The sequence below is a fragment of the Sphingomonas lacunae genome, from assembly GCF_012979535.1.
GTDB classification, from domain to species: domain Bacteria; phylum Pseudomonadota; class Alphaproteobacteria; order Sphingomonadales; family Sphingomonadaceae; genus Sphingopyxis; species Sphingopyxis lacunae.
Map to the genome: position 1 here is coordinate 329,806 of NZ_CP053015.1, position 14,940 is coordinate 344,745.

Below are 14,940 nucleotides of genomic sequence, written 5' to 3' on the forward strand. Positions count from 1 at the left end.
CAAGGCAGATAGAACCAAGGCGGACAACGCCAACCCAACCATCTGTGAATGCATCCCCATCGGGGACAGCTTTAGGCCACAACAATGCGCGGTCAAGCGCGCATGGATCAGGCAAAATTAAGGCGACCCGAAGCCTCACCTCTCCAGATCGAACAGCCCCGCAAGCTGATCAATGATCGCACCGCCCAGTTGTTCGGCATCCATGATCGTCACCGCCTTGCTGTACCAGCGGGTGACGTCGTGGCCGATGCCGATGGCGATCAGTTCGACCGGGCTCTTGTTTTCGATCCAGTGGATCACCTGCCTGAGGTGCTGGTCGAGATAGCCGCCGCTGTTGACGCTCAATGTTGAGTCATCGACCGGCGAGCCGTCGGAGATGACCATCAGGATACGGCGGTCCTCGGGGCGGGCGAGCAGACGGTTGTGCGCCCAGATCAGCGCTTCGCCGTCGATATTCTCCTTGAGCAGCCCTTCGCGCATCATCAGGCCGAGCGAGTTGCGGGCGCGGCGCCAGGGTTCGTCGGCCTGTTTGTAGAGGATGTGGCGGATGTCGTTGAGGCGGCCGGGGTTGGCCGGGCGGCCGGCGGCGAGCCATTCCTCGCGGCTTTGCCCGCCCTTCCACGTCTTGGTGGTGAAACCCAAAATCTCGGTCTTGACCCCGACACGTTCGAGCGTGCGGGCGAGGATGTCGGCACTGATCGCTGCGATACTGATCGGCCGGCCGCGCATCGAACCTGAATTGTCGATCAAAAGGGTGACGACCGTGTCGCGGAATTCGGTGTCCCGTTCGACCTTGTAAGAGAGCGAGAGGGTCGGGTTGGTGACAATCCGCGCGAGGCGGGCGGCGTCGAGGATGCCATCCTCCTGATCGAAATCCCAGGCGCGGTTCTGTTGCGCCATCAGGCGGCGCTGCAACCGGTTGGCGAGGCGGGTGACGGCCGATTGCAGCGGCAGCAGCTGTTGATCGAGGAAGCCCCGCAGGCGGGCGAGTTCCTCCGCATCACACAGCTCGGTGGCAGCGATGGTTTCGTCAAATTTTTCGGTAAAAGCCGAATAGTTGAAGTTGGGGATTTCCGCATTGGGGCGGTTCGGCCGGACGGGCATCGGGGCGTCGTCACCCATGTCACCCATCTCGCCCTCGTCGTCGCCGTCCATACCTTCGACGTCGACCTCACCTTCCTGTTGCTCGCCGGCTTCGCCTTCCTGACGCTCCATGCGGGCCTCGGCCTGGGAGGCGCCGGAGGATTGTTCCTCCTCACCCTGCTGGTTTTCGTCAGGCTGTTCCTGCTGATCCTCGCCGTCCTCGTCAGCCTCGCTTGGTTCGGGCGGGCTGTCAGGGGACAGGAGGTCGAGATGTTCGAGCATCCGCGTCGCCTGTTCGGCAAAGGCGCGCTGGTCATCGACGAGGGCGGCCAGCGCCTCAAAGTCCGACGCAGCCTTGGCCTCTATCCCGTCACTCACCATGGCGAGGCCAACCGCCGCGCCTTCTGGCACAACCAGCCCGGCGAGATGGTGCCGGGCGAGCAGCTCAACCGCCGTCGACAATGGCACGTCGGCAGCATTGGTGGCGCGGCTGATCGGATCGGTGGCGAGGCGGGCTTCGGCCTCGGCGGTCAGGTTGGCGCGCAGCCCCTCCATCCGGCGGGCACCCAATGCGGCGATGCGCGCCTGTTCGACCGCATCAAACACCGCGGCGGCGACAGCATCAGCCGGGCGATGGCGGGCATGAATCGCGACGTTGTGATGCTTGAGGCGCAGCGCCATGGCATCAGCCTGACCACGGGCAATGGCGACCTGGGCAGCCGGCAGACCACGCGGCGGCGTGGAAACCTTGAAGGTGTGGCCGACGACATGCGGCGCGTCGGCGGTCCATGCGACGTCCAGTTCCGTTTCCCCGGTCAGCGCGCGAGCGGTGCCGGACAGGACGGATTTGAAGTCATCGAGCGGAGTCTGGGTGGCCATCCCCCTGCCATAGGGGGGCTTGGCCAAGCGGTGAAGCCCCCAATCGCATCAGTGGGGAACGGGACCCAGGCTGAGCGTCGCGGCCTGATCACTGGCATGACGGATCAGCCTTGGGCGGGTGGCCGTGCTATATTGCCATCGCCCCAGTTTGAAAAAGACATGATGACCCAGCGTCATCGCCCCCATGCGCCGGTGCGAAAGGATGGAGGGAATGTTGTAATCGGCAATGCGGCTGTAGCTATGGGTCAGTCCGCGCTCCACCATCCATGCGGCGGTTCCGGCCCACAAAGCGGCAAAGGCCCGGCTCAGGCGGAAACGCGGGACAATCCACAGGCCGGTGTCCCAACAGCAGCCTTCCGGCACGGCAAAGCGGACATTGACGTCATCCTCGACCATCCCTCCAGGGGCCAGCCAGGTGACTCCGACCAGAGCGCCCCCTTTGTTGAAGGCGCCAAGACAGGTCATGCCCTGGGCAAAGCGATCGGCCTGGAGGCGGGCAGGCGCGTCAATGACATGCTGTGCCAGCTCGTCCGGTTCGACAGGGCGCACAACATAACCGGCCGGCATGGCCGGCATCGCGTCACGCGGCGTCGCGACAATGGCATAGCGATAATAGACCAGCAGGCCCGAGCGGACAGCCATCCTGCCCACGGCATAAGAGGCAACCCCGGCAAGTCCGAGCAGCTGGATGGTATGGAGGACAGAAGCCATCGGGGGGAATGGCGCTATGCGTCGTCAGGCTGACAGGCTACGGCCAAAGCCATGGCTGTCGATATTGGCAAAGGCGTCCGGCAAGGCCAGCGATGTGTCCATGTCGTTGCGTGCGCGGCCCCTTAGCGCCGCCATTGCCTGGACAATCGCCTGGCACAGGGCATCCTGCTGGTTGCTGGCGGCAAGATCCACCGAAAGGGCGTTGCACCATTCGACAAATGCCTGCGCATCCTCCACAGCCAGCGGTTCGGCATAGGCCATCGAGCCGGCAATCTGGCGCCAAGCACCGGATTCCGCCTCAAAATTGGCAATTCCGCGCAGATCAACAGTTGACTGGATAGCAGTGGCCACTTCACCGATCCCGCCGGCAATCCAGGGGAAACCCGTGGCCTTGCTGGTGCGCAGCAACGGCATTCCATCGGCAAACAGCCAGTTCCATTCATCGGGAGCGCGGCCAATGCCGGGCATCTCAATCTCTGGCAGCTCATCGCTGACCGGCTGCATGGCGACCGGAGCCGTCAGGTCCGCCGCTTCGGGAGCCTGCAACGAATTGTGCTCAGCGCCATCGATGTCAAAGGCAGGATTTGCCCAAATGTCGACCGTGCGCTGAGCATCAGACCCGCGCGGTGCCGCCGCATCATGGTCGGTCACCGCCCAGTCCGGCACCGGCAGCGTTTCATCCTGACGCGATTCCGCCGGTTCAATATGCCAGCCATGCGCTTCGTCGGCAGCGGCTGCTTCGGCCGGATCAAAGTGGGTAAACACGGGGTCCCGGTCCAAAGTGGGCGCTGACGGTTCACCCATATCGGCCAGTGAAGCAAATCCGCTGTCGCTTTCGCCGTCCAAATCCTCGTCCCATTCCGCATCAGGCGCATCAAAGGTGAGCGGCGTCAGGCGGAAGTCATGCTGTCCGAGATCATCGGCGATGGATTGGTAAGCTGGCAATTCAGAGAGGGGAGCAGGGGCCATGCTGTAGGCCGGCGGCATGTCCTGAAGCGATTCACCATCACCACGCGGTTCCGCCATATAGCCATGGAGCGCGGGATCAATCTCGGCCTCGACCGCCTGCCATTCCCGCTCAATGGCTTCACGGTCCGACGCCGCGGCATCATCGGCGCCATCAAGACCTAGGCCGTCAAACGCCTGGATCGAGGCAACAGGATCGGCGGGGGCAGGCATATCAATATCAGACGAGGGCCAATCAACCGGTTGTGCATCGCCGGCATCGAAGGGCGCCAGGTCAGCATTGTTGCGAGCGAAGGCGCTGTCATAATGCTCAGACGGGACAAAATCGTCCGGCTGCTGTTCGTCCGCCATGTCCATCCGGGCGGCATCATAGCCGTCCATGTGGGCATCTGTGCTGGCGGCCTCCATATCAGCGGCAGCCTCCGCAGCCTCAAGATCTTCGGCGACTGCACGCTTGACCCGGGCGAGCCGATTCTGGCTTTGGCTGGTCTCTGCGGCGCCCGATGCAGCATCTTCGGCCTGTTCGGCTTTCATCTGCTTCTTTTCTTCGCGGCGCACCGACAAGCCGGCCATCAGCTTTGGCAAAGAGAGGCCAAGCACCACCAAAAGGACCAGCGCGGGAACTATGGCGAGGCCCCACGTCAACAGGTCCGATGTCCCGCGACAGGTTCCGCCGATGTCACAACCCGAAAGGATCATATATCCTGCCCGGGCGCTGAGCGCACCGGCAACCAGCAGGTTAAGGGCTATGATGGCAACAGTCTTGTTCATGCGCGCAAATCCGCATCTTGATGCTCGATGCAGCAAGACTAGGCGGAAATAGTGAAAATTTAGGTAACTACGCTTGAACCGCTGATTTGCTCAGCCTCGCATCCTCATCGCGACTTGCCAGTCACACTTTCCGGCAAGTCCTTGCCGAACACGCGCTGATAATATTCGGCAACCAGCATCCGCTCCGCTTCGTCACATTTGTTGAGGAACGAAAGGCGGAAAGCAAAGCCGACATCCTTGAAGATGGTCGTATTCTGGGCCCAGCTGATTACGGTGCGCGGGCTCATCACGGTGGAAATGTCGCCGTTAATGAAACCATGACGGGTCAGTTCGGCCACCTTCACCATATTTTCGACCATCGCCTTGCCCTGAGGATCGTCATACTCGCCCGACTTGGCAAGGACGATACGCGATTCAACTTCGGCCGGCAGATAGTTGAGCGTAACGACGATGTTCCAGCGGTCCATCTGGCCCTGGTTGATCTGTTGCGTGCCATGATAAAGACCCGTCGTGTCGCCAAGACCAACCGTGTTGGCAGTGGCGAACAGGCGGAACCAGGGGTTCGCGCGTATCACGCGATTCTGGTCCAGCAGGGTCAACTTGCCGTCCGTTTCAAGGACGCGCTGGATAACGAACATCACGTCCGGGCGGCCCGCATCATATTCGTCAAAGACGAGGGCGGTCGGCGTTTGCAGCGCCCAGGGAAGCAGACCTTCCTTGAACTCGGTGACCTGCACCCCGTCCCTCAGCACAATGGCGTCGCGACCGACCAGATCGATGCGGCTGACATGGCTGTCCAGGTTGATACGGATGCACGGCCAGTTGAGGCGGGCGGCGACCTGTTCGATGTGGGTTGATTTGCCAGTGCCATGGTAACCCTGCACCATCACGCGCCGATTATGGGCAAAGCCGGCGAGGATGGCGAGCGTGGTGTCGGCATCGAACACATAGGCCGGGTCAAGATCCGGAACCCGTTCATCACGCTGGGAAAAGGCCGGAACCTGCATATCGATGTCGATGCCAAAGGTTTCGCGCACATCCACCGTCTTGTCAGGTGCGGCGAGCACCGTCGAATTGCGGCTGTCAGGCTGGATGGTGGGAAGGTCGGTCATCGAACTGGTCGGCCCTTTACGTTCACGTGAAGTGGCGCGATGCGCGACCGGGCGGCGAATTGCAAGGGGAGATACGCGCTAAACCTTTGCCTTGAGATGGCCATAGGCAGCGATGACGGCCTGCAAGGCCTTTTCATAGCGACGATCCCCACCATTGCGGTCAGGGTGATAACGCCGGACAAGGTTGGAATAGGCCTGCCGCACGGTTTTGAGGTCTGCGCCCGGAGACAGGCCCAACGCGTCATAGGCCTCACGGTCTTCACGACTAATTCCCGCGGCGGCATCCCGCGCCTGTTCGCGGACCTTGCGGAAGCGCGCGCCCAACGCGTCCATCGGATCACGAAAATCCGACCATTTGGGCGGAGCGTCGGCGCCGGTGGCGCTGAAGGCGCGGGTTTCCCGTTCCCAGCCGCCATAGGGGCCCTGTGCCTCAACGATTTCCTCCGGCGTCATGCCAGCGAAGAAATTGTAGCCGGCATTGAATTCCCGCACATGGTCAAGACACATCCAGCGATAGCTGCCCGGCCCGTCAAAGCCCGGGCGCCGCTCACCCGGCGCGCGAAACTCTCCATGCTGGTCGCAGCCCGGCACGGCGCAGGGCCGCTGACCAGGGATGCGGCCATGGAATCGGGGGGAGGGATTGGGGCGGTCGGGCAAAACACTTCTCAAAAAGGCGCAGGTGCCCGGTTTCATTCTGGCGGACGCAGGCTAGATAAGAAAAAAGCCCGGCGCAGCAAGCCGGAACCAACAGGAGTGTGGTCAGTGGGTCCGGTTGAGAGCGAAATGAACCAGCGGCTGGCCGTCGCCTTTCCTGATGCGCGGTTTTCCATCAGCAATGACAGCGCGATGCACAGCGGCCACATGGGTGACAATGGCACCGGCGAATCGCATTTCAGCCTGACCATCGAAAGTCCCGCCTTTGCAGGACTCAACCGGGTGGCACGGCAGCGGCTGGTCAATCATGCACTGGCGGAGTTGCTGAAGGAGCGCGTGCACGCGCTCACCATCCGCGCGACAGCGCCGGGGGAGTGATGCAGCGGCGCAACCGGTTGGCAGCCCGGATCATGGTATTGGACCATGAGGACAGGCTGTTGCTGTTCCACTTCACGCCAGGCGACCGCAAATCCTATTGGGCAACCGCCGGGGGCGAGCTGGATCCGGGTGAGGATTATCCGACAGCGGCCCGGCGCGAACTGTTGGAGGAAACCGGCTTTGTCGCGCCAGTTTACGGTCCTTTTGCCCATCGCGAGACGGATTTCCTGACCTTTGCAGGCGAACCGGTCCACGCGGTCGAGCAATATTTTGTGGCGCGGGTGGCGGGTGGACCGATCAATGATGACGGCCATACCGACGGGGAACGCAGCTATATGGTCAGCCATCGCTGGTGGGGGATGGATGAATGGCTGGCCGCCGGGGAGCGTGTCTATCCGCCCGATATTGTCGAACTGTGGCGAGAGGCCATGGAACTGGTCCCCTCCAGCGATACCAGCCTGTCCTGAAACGAGGGATATTGATGACTGCCGCCTTTCCGCTGAACCGCATTGCCCTTTCCACCGGGGTTTCCCTCGATGTGGTGGATGAAGGGCCGCGCGATGGCGAAGTGCTGATTTTCCTGCATGGTTTTCCGGAATCGCACCGGACATGGCGACACCAGATCGCCCACCTCTCAGGCCGCTATCGCTGCATCGCGCCCGACCAGCGCGGCTATGCCCGGTCGGACAAGCCGGCCGACCTGTCCGAATATAAGGTGCCGAAACTGACCGCCGATGTTCTGGCACTGGCCAATGCGCTGGGCGTCGGGGAGTTCACGCTGGTCGGCCACGACTGGGGCGGTGCCATCGCCTGGGCGACCGCGCTGAGGCATCAGGCGAGCCTGCCGGGCGGGCGCATCCGCCGCCTGATCCAGTGCAATGCCGCCCACCCCTATGTCTATCAACACAGTTTGGTGTTCGACGCGGGGCAGCGGGCGGCAACGCAATATATCCGCGAATTCCGCGAGCGGGACATTGAGGGCGAGGTGGCGGCAAAGGGCGTCGAATGGTTCTTTGACGACCGCTTTGCCAAACTGTCGGCACGGGGCATGACGGCGGAAGACCGGCTGGCCTATATTGACGAGTGGAGCCAGCCCGGCGCGCTGACCGGCATGCTCAACTGGTACCGGGCATCACCCTTGCAGGTGCCGGCGCCCGATGCGCCGGCGGAGACGACGCCATTCCTCGACGCGCCTTTCCCGCGCCTCACCATCCCGGCCCTGATCGTCTGGGGTCTGGAAGATGAGGCGCTGCTGCCGTGCCAGCTCGAAGGGCTGGAGCGGCATATCGATGATGTGACGGTGGAGCGGATCGAGGGGGCTGGCCATTTCGTGCCGTGGGAGGCCCCCGACGCGGTGAATGCCGCCATGGACCGCTGGCTCGTGGCGCATCCGCTCGACCATTGAACCGCTGAGCAAGCGGGTCTGTGTGGCTCATCCGAGCCACTCGACCTGCGCACCATGGGGATGACAGCGGGCGAGCAGTTGGTGACGGCCATCGCCGGGCCAAGTGGTGAGGCGAACTTCTGCCTGCGCGATCTGATCGTGAAACTCCATGCTCAGCCAAGCGAACGGGCGTTCCGGTGTCGCGCGCGCAGCCGCGGCGATGATGGCTTGATGCACCCGGTCACGACCCTCATCAGGGAAATATTGCAGGGCGACGCTATGATAGAGGATGCGGGTGACACCGGCCGCTTGTGGCTTAGCCAGCCGCTGTTCGATCCACTCGGCCCCGTCGCCCCGGTCCACCGGCGGCGGGAAGTGCTGGGCGATCGAGATGGCGCCTTCGGCACGGGCGACGCGATCATGCTGATCAGGCCAGATATAGGCGAGCATCCGTTCGGCAGTCGCCGGATCGGTCATGTCGAGCGGGTTGAGGTCAACGCCGGCACGGGAAACAACGTCGACCGCTGCCGACACAGGCGGCGGACCCGACCAATGCGGCGTGAGCTGAACGGAAGAGGCCGGATCGCCGGACCGCGCTGCACCAAGATCATAACCAAAGCGGTCCATATTGAGGTTAAGGCCACCGCTGGCGCCCAGTTCGAGCAACTCCACCTGCGGCCCGAAGCGGGCAGCGACGGCCATTACGCCGGGCCAGAGGACGGCGGACCGGCCGACCTCATTGGTTTGCGGGGCATTGTCGAGCCAGGGCAGCAGCCAGTCGTCATGGTCGGAGAGGATGCGGCGCAACAGGGCTGTGCAATCCCCCTGTCTTTCGCGGTAGAAGGCGGTGAGCTGGGCATCGCCGCCCATGCGCGCCAGCGCGTTGAGCCCTCCGGCGATGCGCAGCTTGAGCGCATCGACCATCGGATCACCGGGCCAATCGAGAATGCGCGCTCCGGTCCGGGTCGAGCGGTCAAGCATGTCCGCCAGAGTGCCGACCACTTGCGCGGTCAGGGGCGAGCCGGTGGCAACGCAATGCCTAGCCTGCATGCGAAAGGCCGCCCGGATCGCCTCGTCCCGCGCCGGGGAGGCGGGCTTTTCGCTTGATGTGATCGACTCACTCATCTTGCATTGCCCCCTTCACCGCCGTAACTGCGCGGCAGCATGACAGACTCCCTCATCTTTGCCATCCCCAAGGGACGGATCCTCGACGAAGCCCTGCCGATATTGCGGGCCGGTGGAGTGCATCCGGCGGCGGATTTCTTTGACGCAAAGAGCCGGGCGCTGACCTTTGCCAGCGAGAATCCGGACCTGTCGATCATCCGGGTGCGCGCCTTTGATGTTGCCACTTTCGTGGCCCATGGCGCGGCGCAGATCGGCATTGTCGGGTCGGACGTGATCGACGAGTTCAATTTTTCCGAACTCTATGCCCCGGTGGACCTGGGCATCGGCAAGTGCCGCCTGTCCTTGGCCATGCCCAAGGACGCGCCGCCAATTGACCTGAGCGCCAGCCACATTCGCGTCGCCACCAAATATCCGACGATCACCCGCCAATGGTTCGCCAGCCGTGGCATCCAGGCTGAATGCATCAAGCTGAATGGCGCGATGGAAATTGCGCCGCTGCTCAATCTGGCGCCATGCATTGTCGATCTGGTGTCGACCGGGCGGACGTTGGTGGAAAATGGCCTGGAAGAGCGCGAGGTGATTTGCGACGTGTCAGCGAGGCTGATCGTCAACCGCGCCGCATTCAAGCTGAACCCTGCAATTCCGGCGATGGTCGAGGCGTTCCGGGAAGCGGTGGCAGTCCCGGCATGAGCTTGCGGCTCGACACAGGCGACGCCGGCTTTGCCAAGGCTTTCGATGCGCTGGTTGATGACCGGCGGGAAAGTGACGCCGGTGTGTCGCGCGACGTGGCAGCGATCATTGCCGATGTCCGCGCGCGCGGCGATTTGGCGCTGGCCGAACTGACCGCGAAGTTTGACCGGTTTGATCTGGATGCCCAAGGCTGGTCGATTGGCCTTCAAGAGTGTGCGGCCGCCTATGCGGCGCTGGAGCCCGGATTGCGCGAGGCACTGGATCTGGCGGCGGCGCGCATCCGCGCCTTTCACGCCAGCCAGAAACCCGAGGACAAGGACAGCATCGACGCGACCGGGGCACGACTGGGCAGCCGTTGGAGCGCGGTCGAGGCAGCGGGTGTCTATGTTCCCGGTGGCCGCGCAGCCTATCCCTCCTCCGTGCTGATGAACGCCATTCCGGCCAAGGTCGCTGGCGTCGATCGGTTGGTGATGGTTACACCGACGCCCGGCGGCTCGGTCAATCCGCTGGTGCTGGCCGCAGCGCATATTGCCGGGGTTGATGAAATCTGGCGGGTCGGCGGAGCACAGGCGGTCGCGGCGCTCGCCTATGGCACCGGCCGCATCCAGCCGGTCGATGTCATCACCGGGCCAGGCAATGCCTGGGTGGCAGAGGCCAAGCGGCAGCTTTATGGCGTCGTCGGCATCGACATGGTAGCCGGGCCAAGCGAGATTGTCGTTGTCGCCGATGCACAGAATGACCCGGCGCTGATCGCCGCCGACCTGCTCAGCCAGGCCGAGCATGACCCGACGAGCCAGTCGATCCTGTTCACCGATGACACCGGCTTTGCCGATGCGGTGGCAGCGGCGGTGGAGGCGCATCTGCCGACCCTGGCGACCCAGGCGACCGCGCGTGAGAGCTGGGCCACATATGGCGCCATCATCACCGTGCGCGATCTTGACGAGGCGATGCCGCTGGTCAACCGGCTGGCGGCCGAGCATCTCGAACTGGCGGTCGATGATCCCGATGCCCTGTTCGCCAAGGTGCGCCACGCCGGATCGGTTTTCCTTGGCCGGATGACCCCCGAAGCCATTGGTGACTATGTCGCCGGGCCGAACCATGTGCTGCCGACCGGACGGCGGGCGCGCTTTGCCTCTGGCCTGTCGGTGCTCGATTTCATGAAACGGACCAGTTTTTTGCAGCTCAACGAAGGGGCGCTGGATGCCATTGGCCCCGCCGCCGTGGCGCTGGCCGGGGCCGAAGGGCTGCCTGCCCATGCGCTGAGCGTCGCGTTGCGGCTGGACCGCTGAACCCGCGCAACCTTGCCCCTGCCCGCCTGCGCCGCTAGGGGGCGCGCATGACACAGACTCCTCCCCGCAAGGCCGCGCGCTCGACCGCGCGCTCCGCTGCCCGTCTCGGCGCGGTCCAGGCATTGTACCAGCACGACATGGAAGCGACCCCGGTCGCCCAGCTTATCCATGAATTTCATCAACACCGGCTTGGCACCACGATCGACGACGAGGAATTTCCCGACGCCGAATATGCCGATGCCGAGGTCGATTTCTTTGACGATCTGGTACGTGGCACCATCGCCCGCCTCAATGATGTCGACGAGGCAATCGCCGCCAAGCTGAGCAGCGGCTGGAGTCTGGCCCGGCTCGACAAGGCAATGAAGGCGGTGCTGCGCGTCGGTGCCTATGAACTGATCGCCCGCCCAGACGTGCCGGCCGCGGCCGCGATCAGCGAATATGTCGATGTCGCCAAGGCATTTCACACGCCCAAGGAAGCGGGCTTCGTCAACGGCCTGCTTGATGCGGTGGCGAAAGCAGCGGGACGGTAACGTCCACCTAGTGGCCCCCTCCCTCCCGCTCGGCTAAAGCTGGTGCGTGACATCACGCGAATCCGCCCTGATCGACGCCTTGCGCATGATCGCAACGCATCCTGCTGCCCGCGGGCTGGCCGATGATGCCGCCGTTCTGCCGGTCGAGGCCGGTGGGCTGGTCCTGACCCACGACATGCTGGTTGAGGGCGTCCATTTCCTGCCCGATGACCCGGCGGACAGTGTCGCCTGGAAACTGGTGGCGGTGAACATGTCCGACCTTGCCGCAAAGGGAGCGATGCCGCTGGGGGTGCTGACCGGGCATGGTTTGGGTCGCGATCGGGACTGGGATAGTTTGTTCGTCGAGGGACTGGCCGATGCGTTGCGGATATTCAACGTGCCCTTGCTTGGCGGGGACACGGTGGCAATGCCAGCCGGAGCGCCCGTGACGCTGGGACTAACGGCGATTGGCCGGGCGCCGGAATGCGGCGCGCCGTCGCGCAGCGGCGCGAAGGCAGGCGATGACCTGTGGGTCAGCGGACCTTTGGGCGATGCCGGGGCGGGTCTGGCGATCCGGCAGGGGCGCATGGACGGCGGCTTGGCATCATTGGTGACAGCCTATCAACGGCCGCAACCCAATCTGCCACTCGGACAAGCCCTGGCGTCGCTGGTCAGTGCGATGGCGGATGTGTCCGACGGGCTGTTGATCGACGCGCGGCGCATTGCCGAGGCCAGCGGATGTGGCGTGGCGGTGCAGATGGACGCTGTGCCCCTGTCTGACGCGCTGATGATGGTGCGGCCCGACAGTTGGGAAACGCGGATCGAGGCGACGACAGCGGGCGATGATTATGTGTTGCTGTTCACGGCAGCGCCGGACCGGCGTCAAGCGATTGAAGCCGCCTCATCACGCCATGGCGGGAATGCGCGACGCATTGGCTGTTGCACCGCTGATAGGGGCTTTGCCCTAAGCTGGCGGGGCGGGGCGGTGCCATTACCGGCCCGACTGGGCTTTGAACATGGCTGAAAAATAGATCAAACGGCTGAATTAAAGCTATTTTATCGACTTGGTTAACGACCAGTCCTTTTGCTTGCCCTTTCGATTTTCTCCCCTTAGCCTCTCCGACCGATGCATCCACGCGGGGAGGGAAGAATTGCGGGTTGAATGCGCCACTTAAGGCAGGGGCAAACTCGCGATTTCCCGGCAAGAGAGCATTTCAAACGGGAGGATATTGGGTCCCATGCTATCAATCAGTCTGATAGCCATAGCCTTTGGCCTGTTGGCCGTTGTCTATGGCGTGATTACCAGCCAACAGGTGCTTCGCGCCTCGGCCGGCAATGAAAAAATGCAAGAAATCGCCGCCGCCATCCAGGAAGGCGCGCAAGCCTATCTTGGCCGGCAATATCGCACCATCGCCATCGTCGGCGTCGTGGTTGCCGTCATCGTCGGCGTCACCTTGGGCCTGACCTCCGCGGTCGGCTTCATCATCGGCGCGGTGCTTTCAGGCGTCGCCGGTTATGTCGGCATGAACATTTCGGTGCGCGCCAACGTCCGCACCGCAGCCGCCGCGCAAACGGGCCTGCAATCAGGCCTGACCATGGCGTTCCGTGCAGGTGCGATCACCGGCATGCTCGTCGCCGGTCTGGCGCTGCTCGCGATTGCCGGATTCTTCTGGTACCTCACCGAAATCGCCGGCAACCAGCCGAACGACCGCATTGTCGTTGACGGTCTGGTGGCGCTTGCGTTCGGTGCGTCGCTCATCTCCATCTTTGCCCGTCTGGGTGGTGGCATCTTCACCAAGGCTGCCGACGTCGGCGCCGACTTGGTCGGCAAGGTCGAGGCCGGCATCCCCGAAGACGATCCCCGCAACCCGGCTGTTATCGCCGACAATGTCGGTGACAATGTCGGCGACTGCGCCGGCATGGCAGCCGACCTGTTCGAAACCTATGTCGTCACCGTTGGCGCGACCATGGTGCTGATCGCACTGCTGGTCGGTGCGTCGGCAGGCGGCCTGTTGATGAACCTGATGGCTTTGCCGCTGCTGATCGGCGGCGTCTGCATCCTCACCTCGATCATCGGCACCTATGCCGTGCGTCTGGGTGGCGGCACCAACATCATGGGTGCGATGTACAAGGGCTTTCTGGTCACCGCCATCCTGTCGATCCCGGCCATCTGGTGGGCGACCGGCTATGCGCTGGGTGACATGAATGCCACCATCGGGGCCGATCTTGACGGCAGCGGCGGCTTCACGGGCATGGCCCTGTTCTGGTGCATGATGATCGGTCTGGTCATCACCGGTGTGATTGTCTGGATCACCGAATATTATACCGGCACAAACTTCCGTCCGGTCCGCTCGATCGCCAAGGCTTCGGAAACCGGCCATGGCACGAACGTGATCCAGGGTCTTGCCATCAGCCTTGAGGCAACGGCGCTGCCGACAATCGTGATCGTCATCGGCATCATCGTCACCTACCAGCTGGCGGGCCTGATCGGCATTGCCTTTGCGGCAACATCGATGCTCGCCTTGGCAGGGATGGTCGTCGCGCTCGACGCCTATGGCCCGGTCACCGACAATGCCGGCGGCATTGCCGAAATGGCGGGTCTGGACGACAGTGTCCGTGAAAAGACCGACGCGCTCGACGCGGTGGGCAACACGACCAAGGCCGTGACCAAGGGCTATGCCATCGGTTCGGCAGGTCTGGCAGCTTTGGTGCTGTTTGCGGCCTACACAACCGACCTGAGGCTGTTCTTCCCCGATCTGGAAGTCAACTTCAGCCTTGAAAACCCCTATGTCATCGTCGGCCTGCTGCTTGGCGCCCTGCTCCCGTACCTGTTCGGTGCGATGGGCATGACCGCTGTCGGCCGCGCGGCCGGTGAAGTGGTCAAGGACGTTCGCGACCAGTTCGCCAACGACAAGGGCATCATGGCCGGCACGTCCAAGCCGAACTATGCCCGCACCGTTGACCTGGTGACCAAGGCGGCGATCAAGGAAATGATCATCCCGTCGCTGTTGCCGGTGCTGGCACCGATTGCCGTTTATTTCGTGATCAGCTGGGTTGCCGGCCAGGCTGAAGGCTTTGCCGCCCTCGGCGCGCTGTTGCTCGGCGTGATTGTCAGCGGCCTGTTCGTCGCCCTCTCGATGACATCGGGCGGCGGCGCATGGGACAATGCCAAGAAATATATCGAAGACGGCAATCATGGCGGCAAGGGCAGTGAAGCCCACAAGGCTGCTGTGACCGGCGATACGGTCGGGGATCCTTACAAGGATACCGCTGGCCCGGCGGTCAACCCGATGATCAAGATCACCAACATTGTCGCCATCCTGCTGCTCGCGGCGATGGCTCATATGGCGATGTGACCTTGGGTCACTGAGCATCCGGCTTGCCGGAAA

At 63.3% G+C, this 14,940-nt stretch carries 14 protein-coding genes; 8 read left to right on the top strand and 6 right to left on the bottom strand.

Annotated elements, in window-relative coordinates:
* Positions 1–135: 135 nt before the first annotated feature.
* From cobT to GV829_RS01470, 5 genes are all read right to left on the bottom strand, one after another.
* Positions 136–1,962, bottom strand: coding sequence for a cobaltochelatase subunit CobT (gene cobT, locus GV829_RS01450; protein WP_169943486.1), 1,827 nt, complete (start codon positions 1,960–1,962; stop codon positions 136–138).
* Between the two features lie 48 nt (positions 1,963–2,010).
* Entirely contained in the window at positions 2,011–2,673 is a 663-nt protein-coding gene (locus tag GV829_RS01455; RefSeq protein ID WP_169943487.1) for a hypothetical protein, read from the bottom strand.
* 24 nt (positions 2,674–2,697) lie between these two features.
* Positions 2,698–4,410, bottom strand: coding sequence for a hypothetical protein (locus GV829_RS01460; protein WP_169943488.1), 1,713 nt, complete (start codon positions 4,408–4,410; stop codon positions 2,698–2,700).
* 104 nt (positions 4,411–4,514) lie between these two features.
* Entirely contained in the window at positions 4,515–5,522 is a 1,008-nt protein-coding gene (cobS, locus tag GV829_RS01465; RefSeq protein ID WP_169943489.1) for a cobaltochelatase subunit CobS, read from the bottom strand.
* A gap of 78 nt (positions 5,523–5,600) precedes the next feature.
* Positions 5,601–6,113, bottom strand: coding sequence for a J domain-containing protein (locus GV829_RS01470; RefSeq protein ID WP_246202948.1), 513 nt, complete (start codon positions 6,111–6,113; stop codon positions 5,601–5,603).
* A gap of 192 nt (positions 6,114–6,305) precedes the next feature.
* On the opposite strand from GV829_RS01470, the gene GV829_RS01475 reads away from it, so the two are divergent.
* Genes GV829_RS01475 through GV829_RS01485 form a run of 3 tightly spaced genes read left to right on the top strand, consistent with a single transcriptional unit; the run spans position 6,306 to position 7,959 of the window.
* Positions 6,306–6,554, top strand: coding sequence for a BolA family protein (locus tag GV829_RS01475; RefSeq protein WP_169947814.1), 249 nt, complete (start codon positions 6,306–6,308; stop codon positions 6,552–6,554).
* Positions 6,554–7,021, top strand: a complete 468-nt coding sequence (locus tag GV829_RS01480; protein ID WP_169943491.1) for an NUDIX hydrolase — start codon at positions 6,554–6,556, stop codon at positions 7,019–7,021. Before GV829_RS01475 ends, GV829_RS01480 begins: the two co-directional genes overlap by 1 nt.
* 14 nt (positions 7,022–7,035) lie before the next feature.
* Positions 7,036–7,959 carry an alpha/beta fold hydrolase gene (locus tag GV829_RS01485; RefSeq protein ID WP_169943492.1) on the top strand — a complete coding sequence of 308 codons (924 nt, stop codon included), beginning with the start codon at positions 7,036–7,038 and terminating at the stop codon, positions 7,957–7,959.
* A 27-nt stretch (positions 7,960–7,986) separates the two neighbouring features.
* Here GV829_RS01485 and GV829_RS01490 read toward each other — a convergent pair whose 3' ends face one another.
* Positions 7,987–9,063 carry a DUF2332 domain-containing protein gene (locus GV829_RS01490; protein ID WP_169943493.1) on the bottom strand — a complete coding sequence of 359 codons (1,077 nt, stop codon included), beginning with the start codon at positions 9,061–9,063 and terminating at the stop codon, positions 7,987–7,989.
* A gap of 39 nt (positions 9,064–9,102) precedes the next feature.
* Here GV829_RS01490 and hisG point away from each other — a divergent pair, with 39 nt between their 5' ends.
* The 5 genes from hisG to GV829_RS01515 all read left to right on the top strand — a co-directional run bounded on the left by hisG (position 9,103) and on the right by GV829_RS01515 (position 14,907).
* The gene (hisG, locus tag GV829_RS01495; RefSeq protein ID WP_169943494.1) at positions 9,103–9,753 is read left to right on the top strand and encodes an ATP phosphoribosyltransferase; all 651 of its coding nucleotides are present in this window, start codon (positions 9,103–9,105) and stop codon (positions 9,751–9,753) included.
* Positions 9,750–11,042, top strand: coding sequence for a histidinol dehydrogenase (hisD, locus tag GV829_RS01500; RefSeq protein ID WP_169943495.1), 1,293 nt, complete (start codon positions 9,750–9,752; stop codon positions 11,040–11,042). The genes hisG and hisD overlap by 4 nt, the downstream gene beginning before the upstream one ends.
* A gap of 47 nt (positions 11,043–11,089) precedes the next feature.
* Complete coding sequence (nusB, locus tag GV829_RS01505) at positions 11,090–11,572, top strand: transcription antitermination factor NusB (RefSeq protein ID WP_169943496.1); 483 nt, start codon at positions 11,090–11,092, stop codon at positions 11,570–11,572.
* Positions 11,573–11,618: 46 nt separating this feature from the next.
* Positions 11,619–12,575: a thiamine-phosphate kinase gene (thiL, locus tag GV829_RS01510; protein ID WP_169943497.1), complete on the top strand. Its 957-nt coding sequence runs from the start codon at positions 11,619–11,621 to the stop codon at positions 12,573–12,575.
* Between the two features lie 214 nt (positions 12,576–12,789).
* Positions 12,790–14,907 (top strand): sodium-translocating pyrophosphatase, encoded by a 2,118-nt coding sequence (locus tag GV829_RS01515; RefSeq protein WP_169943498.1) that lies wholly within the window; start codon positions 12,790–12,792, stop codon positions 14,905–14,907.
* The last annotated feature ends 33 nt before the right edge of the window (positions 14,908–14,940 follow it).

Coding starts and splice junctions, on each gene's coding strand:
- GV829_RS01485 (WP_169943492.1), top strand. CDS start 7,036: ATGACTGCCGCCTTTCCGCTGAACCGCATTGCCCTTTCCACCGGGGTT.
- hisD (WP_169943495.1), top strand. CDS start 9,750: ATGAGCTTGCGGCTCGACACAGGCGACGCCGGCTTTGCCAAGGCTTTC.
- GV829_RS01455 (WP_169943487.1), bottom strand. CDS start 2,673: ATGGCTTCTGTCCTCCATACCATCCAGCTGCTCGGACTTGCCGGGGTT.
- cobT (WP_169943486.1), bottom strand. CDS start 1,962: ATGGCCACCCAGACTCCGCTCGATGACTTCAAATCCGTCCTGTCCGGC.
- hisG (WP_169943494.1), top strand. CDS start 9,103: ATGACAGACTCCCTCATCTTTGCCATCCCCAAGGGACGGATCCTCGAC.
- GV829_RS01460 (WP_169943488.1), bottom strand. CDS start 4,410: ATGAACAAGACTGTTGCCATCATAGCCCTTAACCTGCTGGTTGCCGGT.
- GV829_RS01515 (WP_169943498.1), top strand. CDS start 12,790: ATGCTATCAATCAGTCTGATAGCCATAGCCTTTGGCCTGTTGGCCGTT.
- GV829_RS01480 (WP_169943491.1), top strand. CDS start 6,554: ATGCAGCGGCGCAACCGGTTGGCAGCCCGGATCATGGTATTGGACCAT.
- nusB (WP_169943496.1), top strand. CDS start 11,090: ATGACACAGACTCCTCCCCGCAAGGCCGCGCGCTCGACCGCGCGCTCC.
- GV829_RS01490 (WP_169943493.1), bottom strand. CDS start 9,063: ATGAGTGAGTCGATCACATCAAGCGAAAAGCCCGCCTCCCCGGCGCGG.
- GV829_RS01475 (WP_169947814.1), top strand. CDS start 6,306: ATGAACCAGCGGCTGGCCGTCGCCTTTCCTGATGCGCGGTTTTCCATC.
- cobS (WP_169943489.1), bottom strand. CDS start 5,522: ATGACCGACCTTCCCACCATCCAGCCTGACAGCCGCAATTCGACGGTG.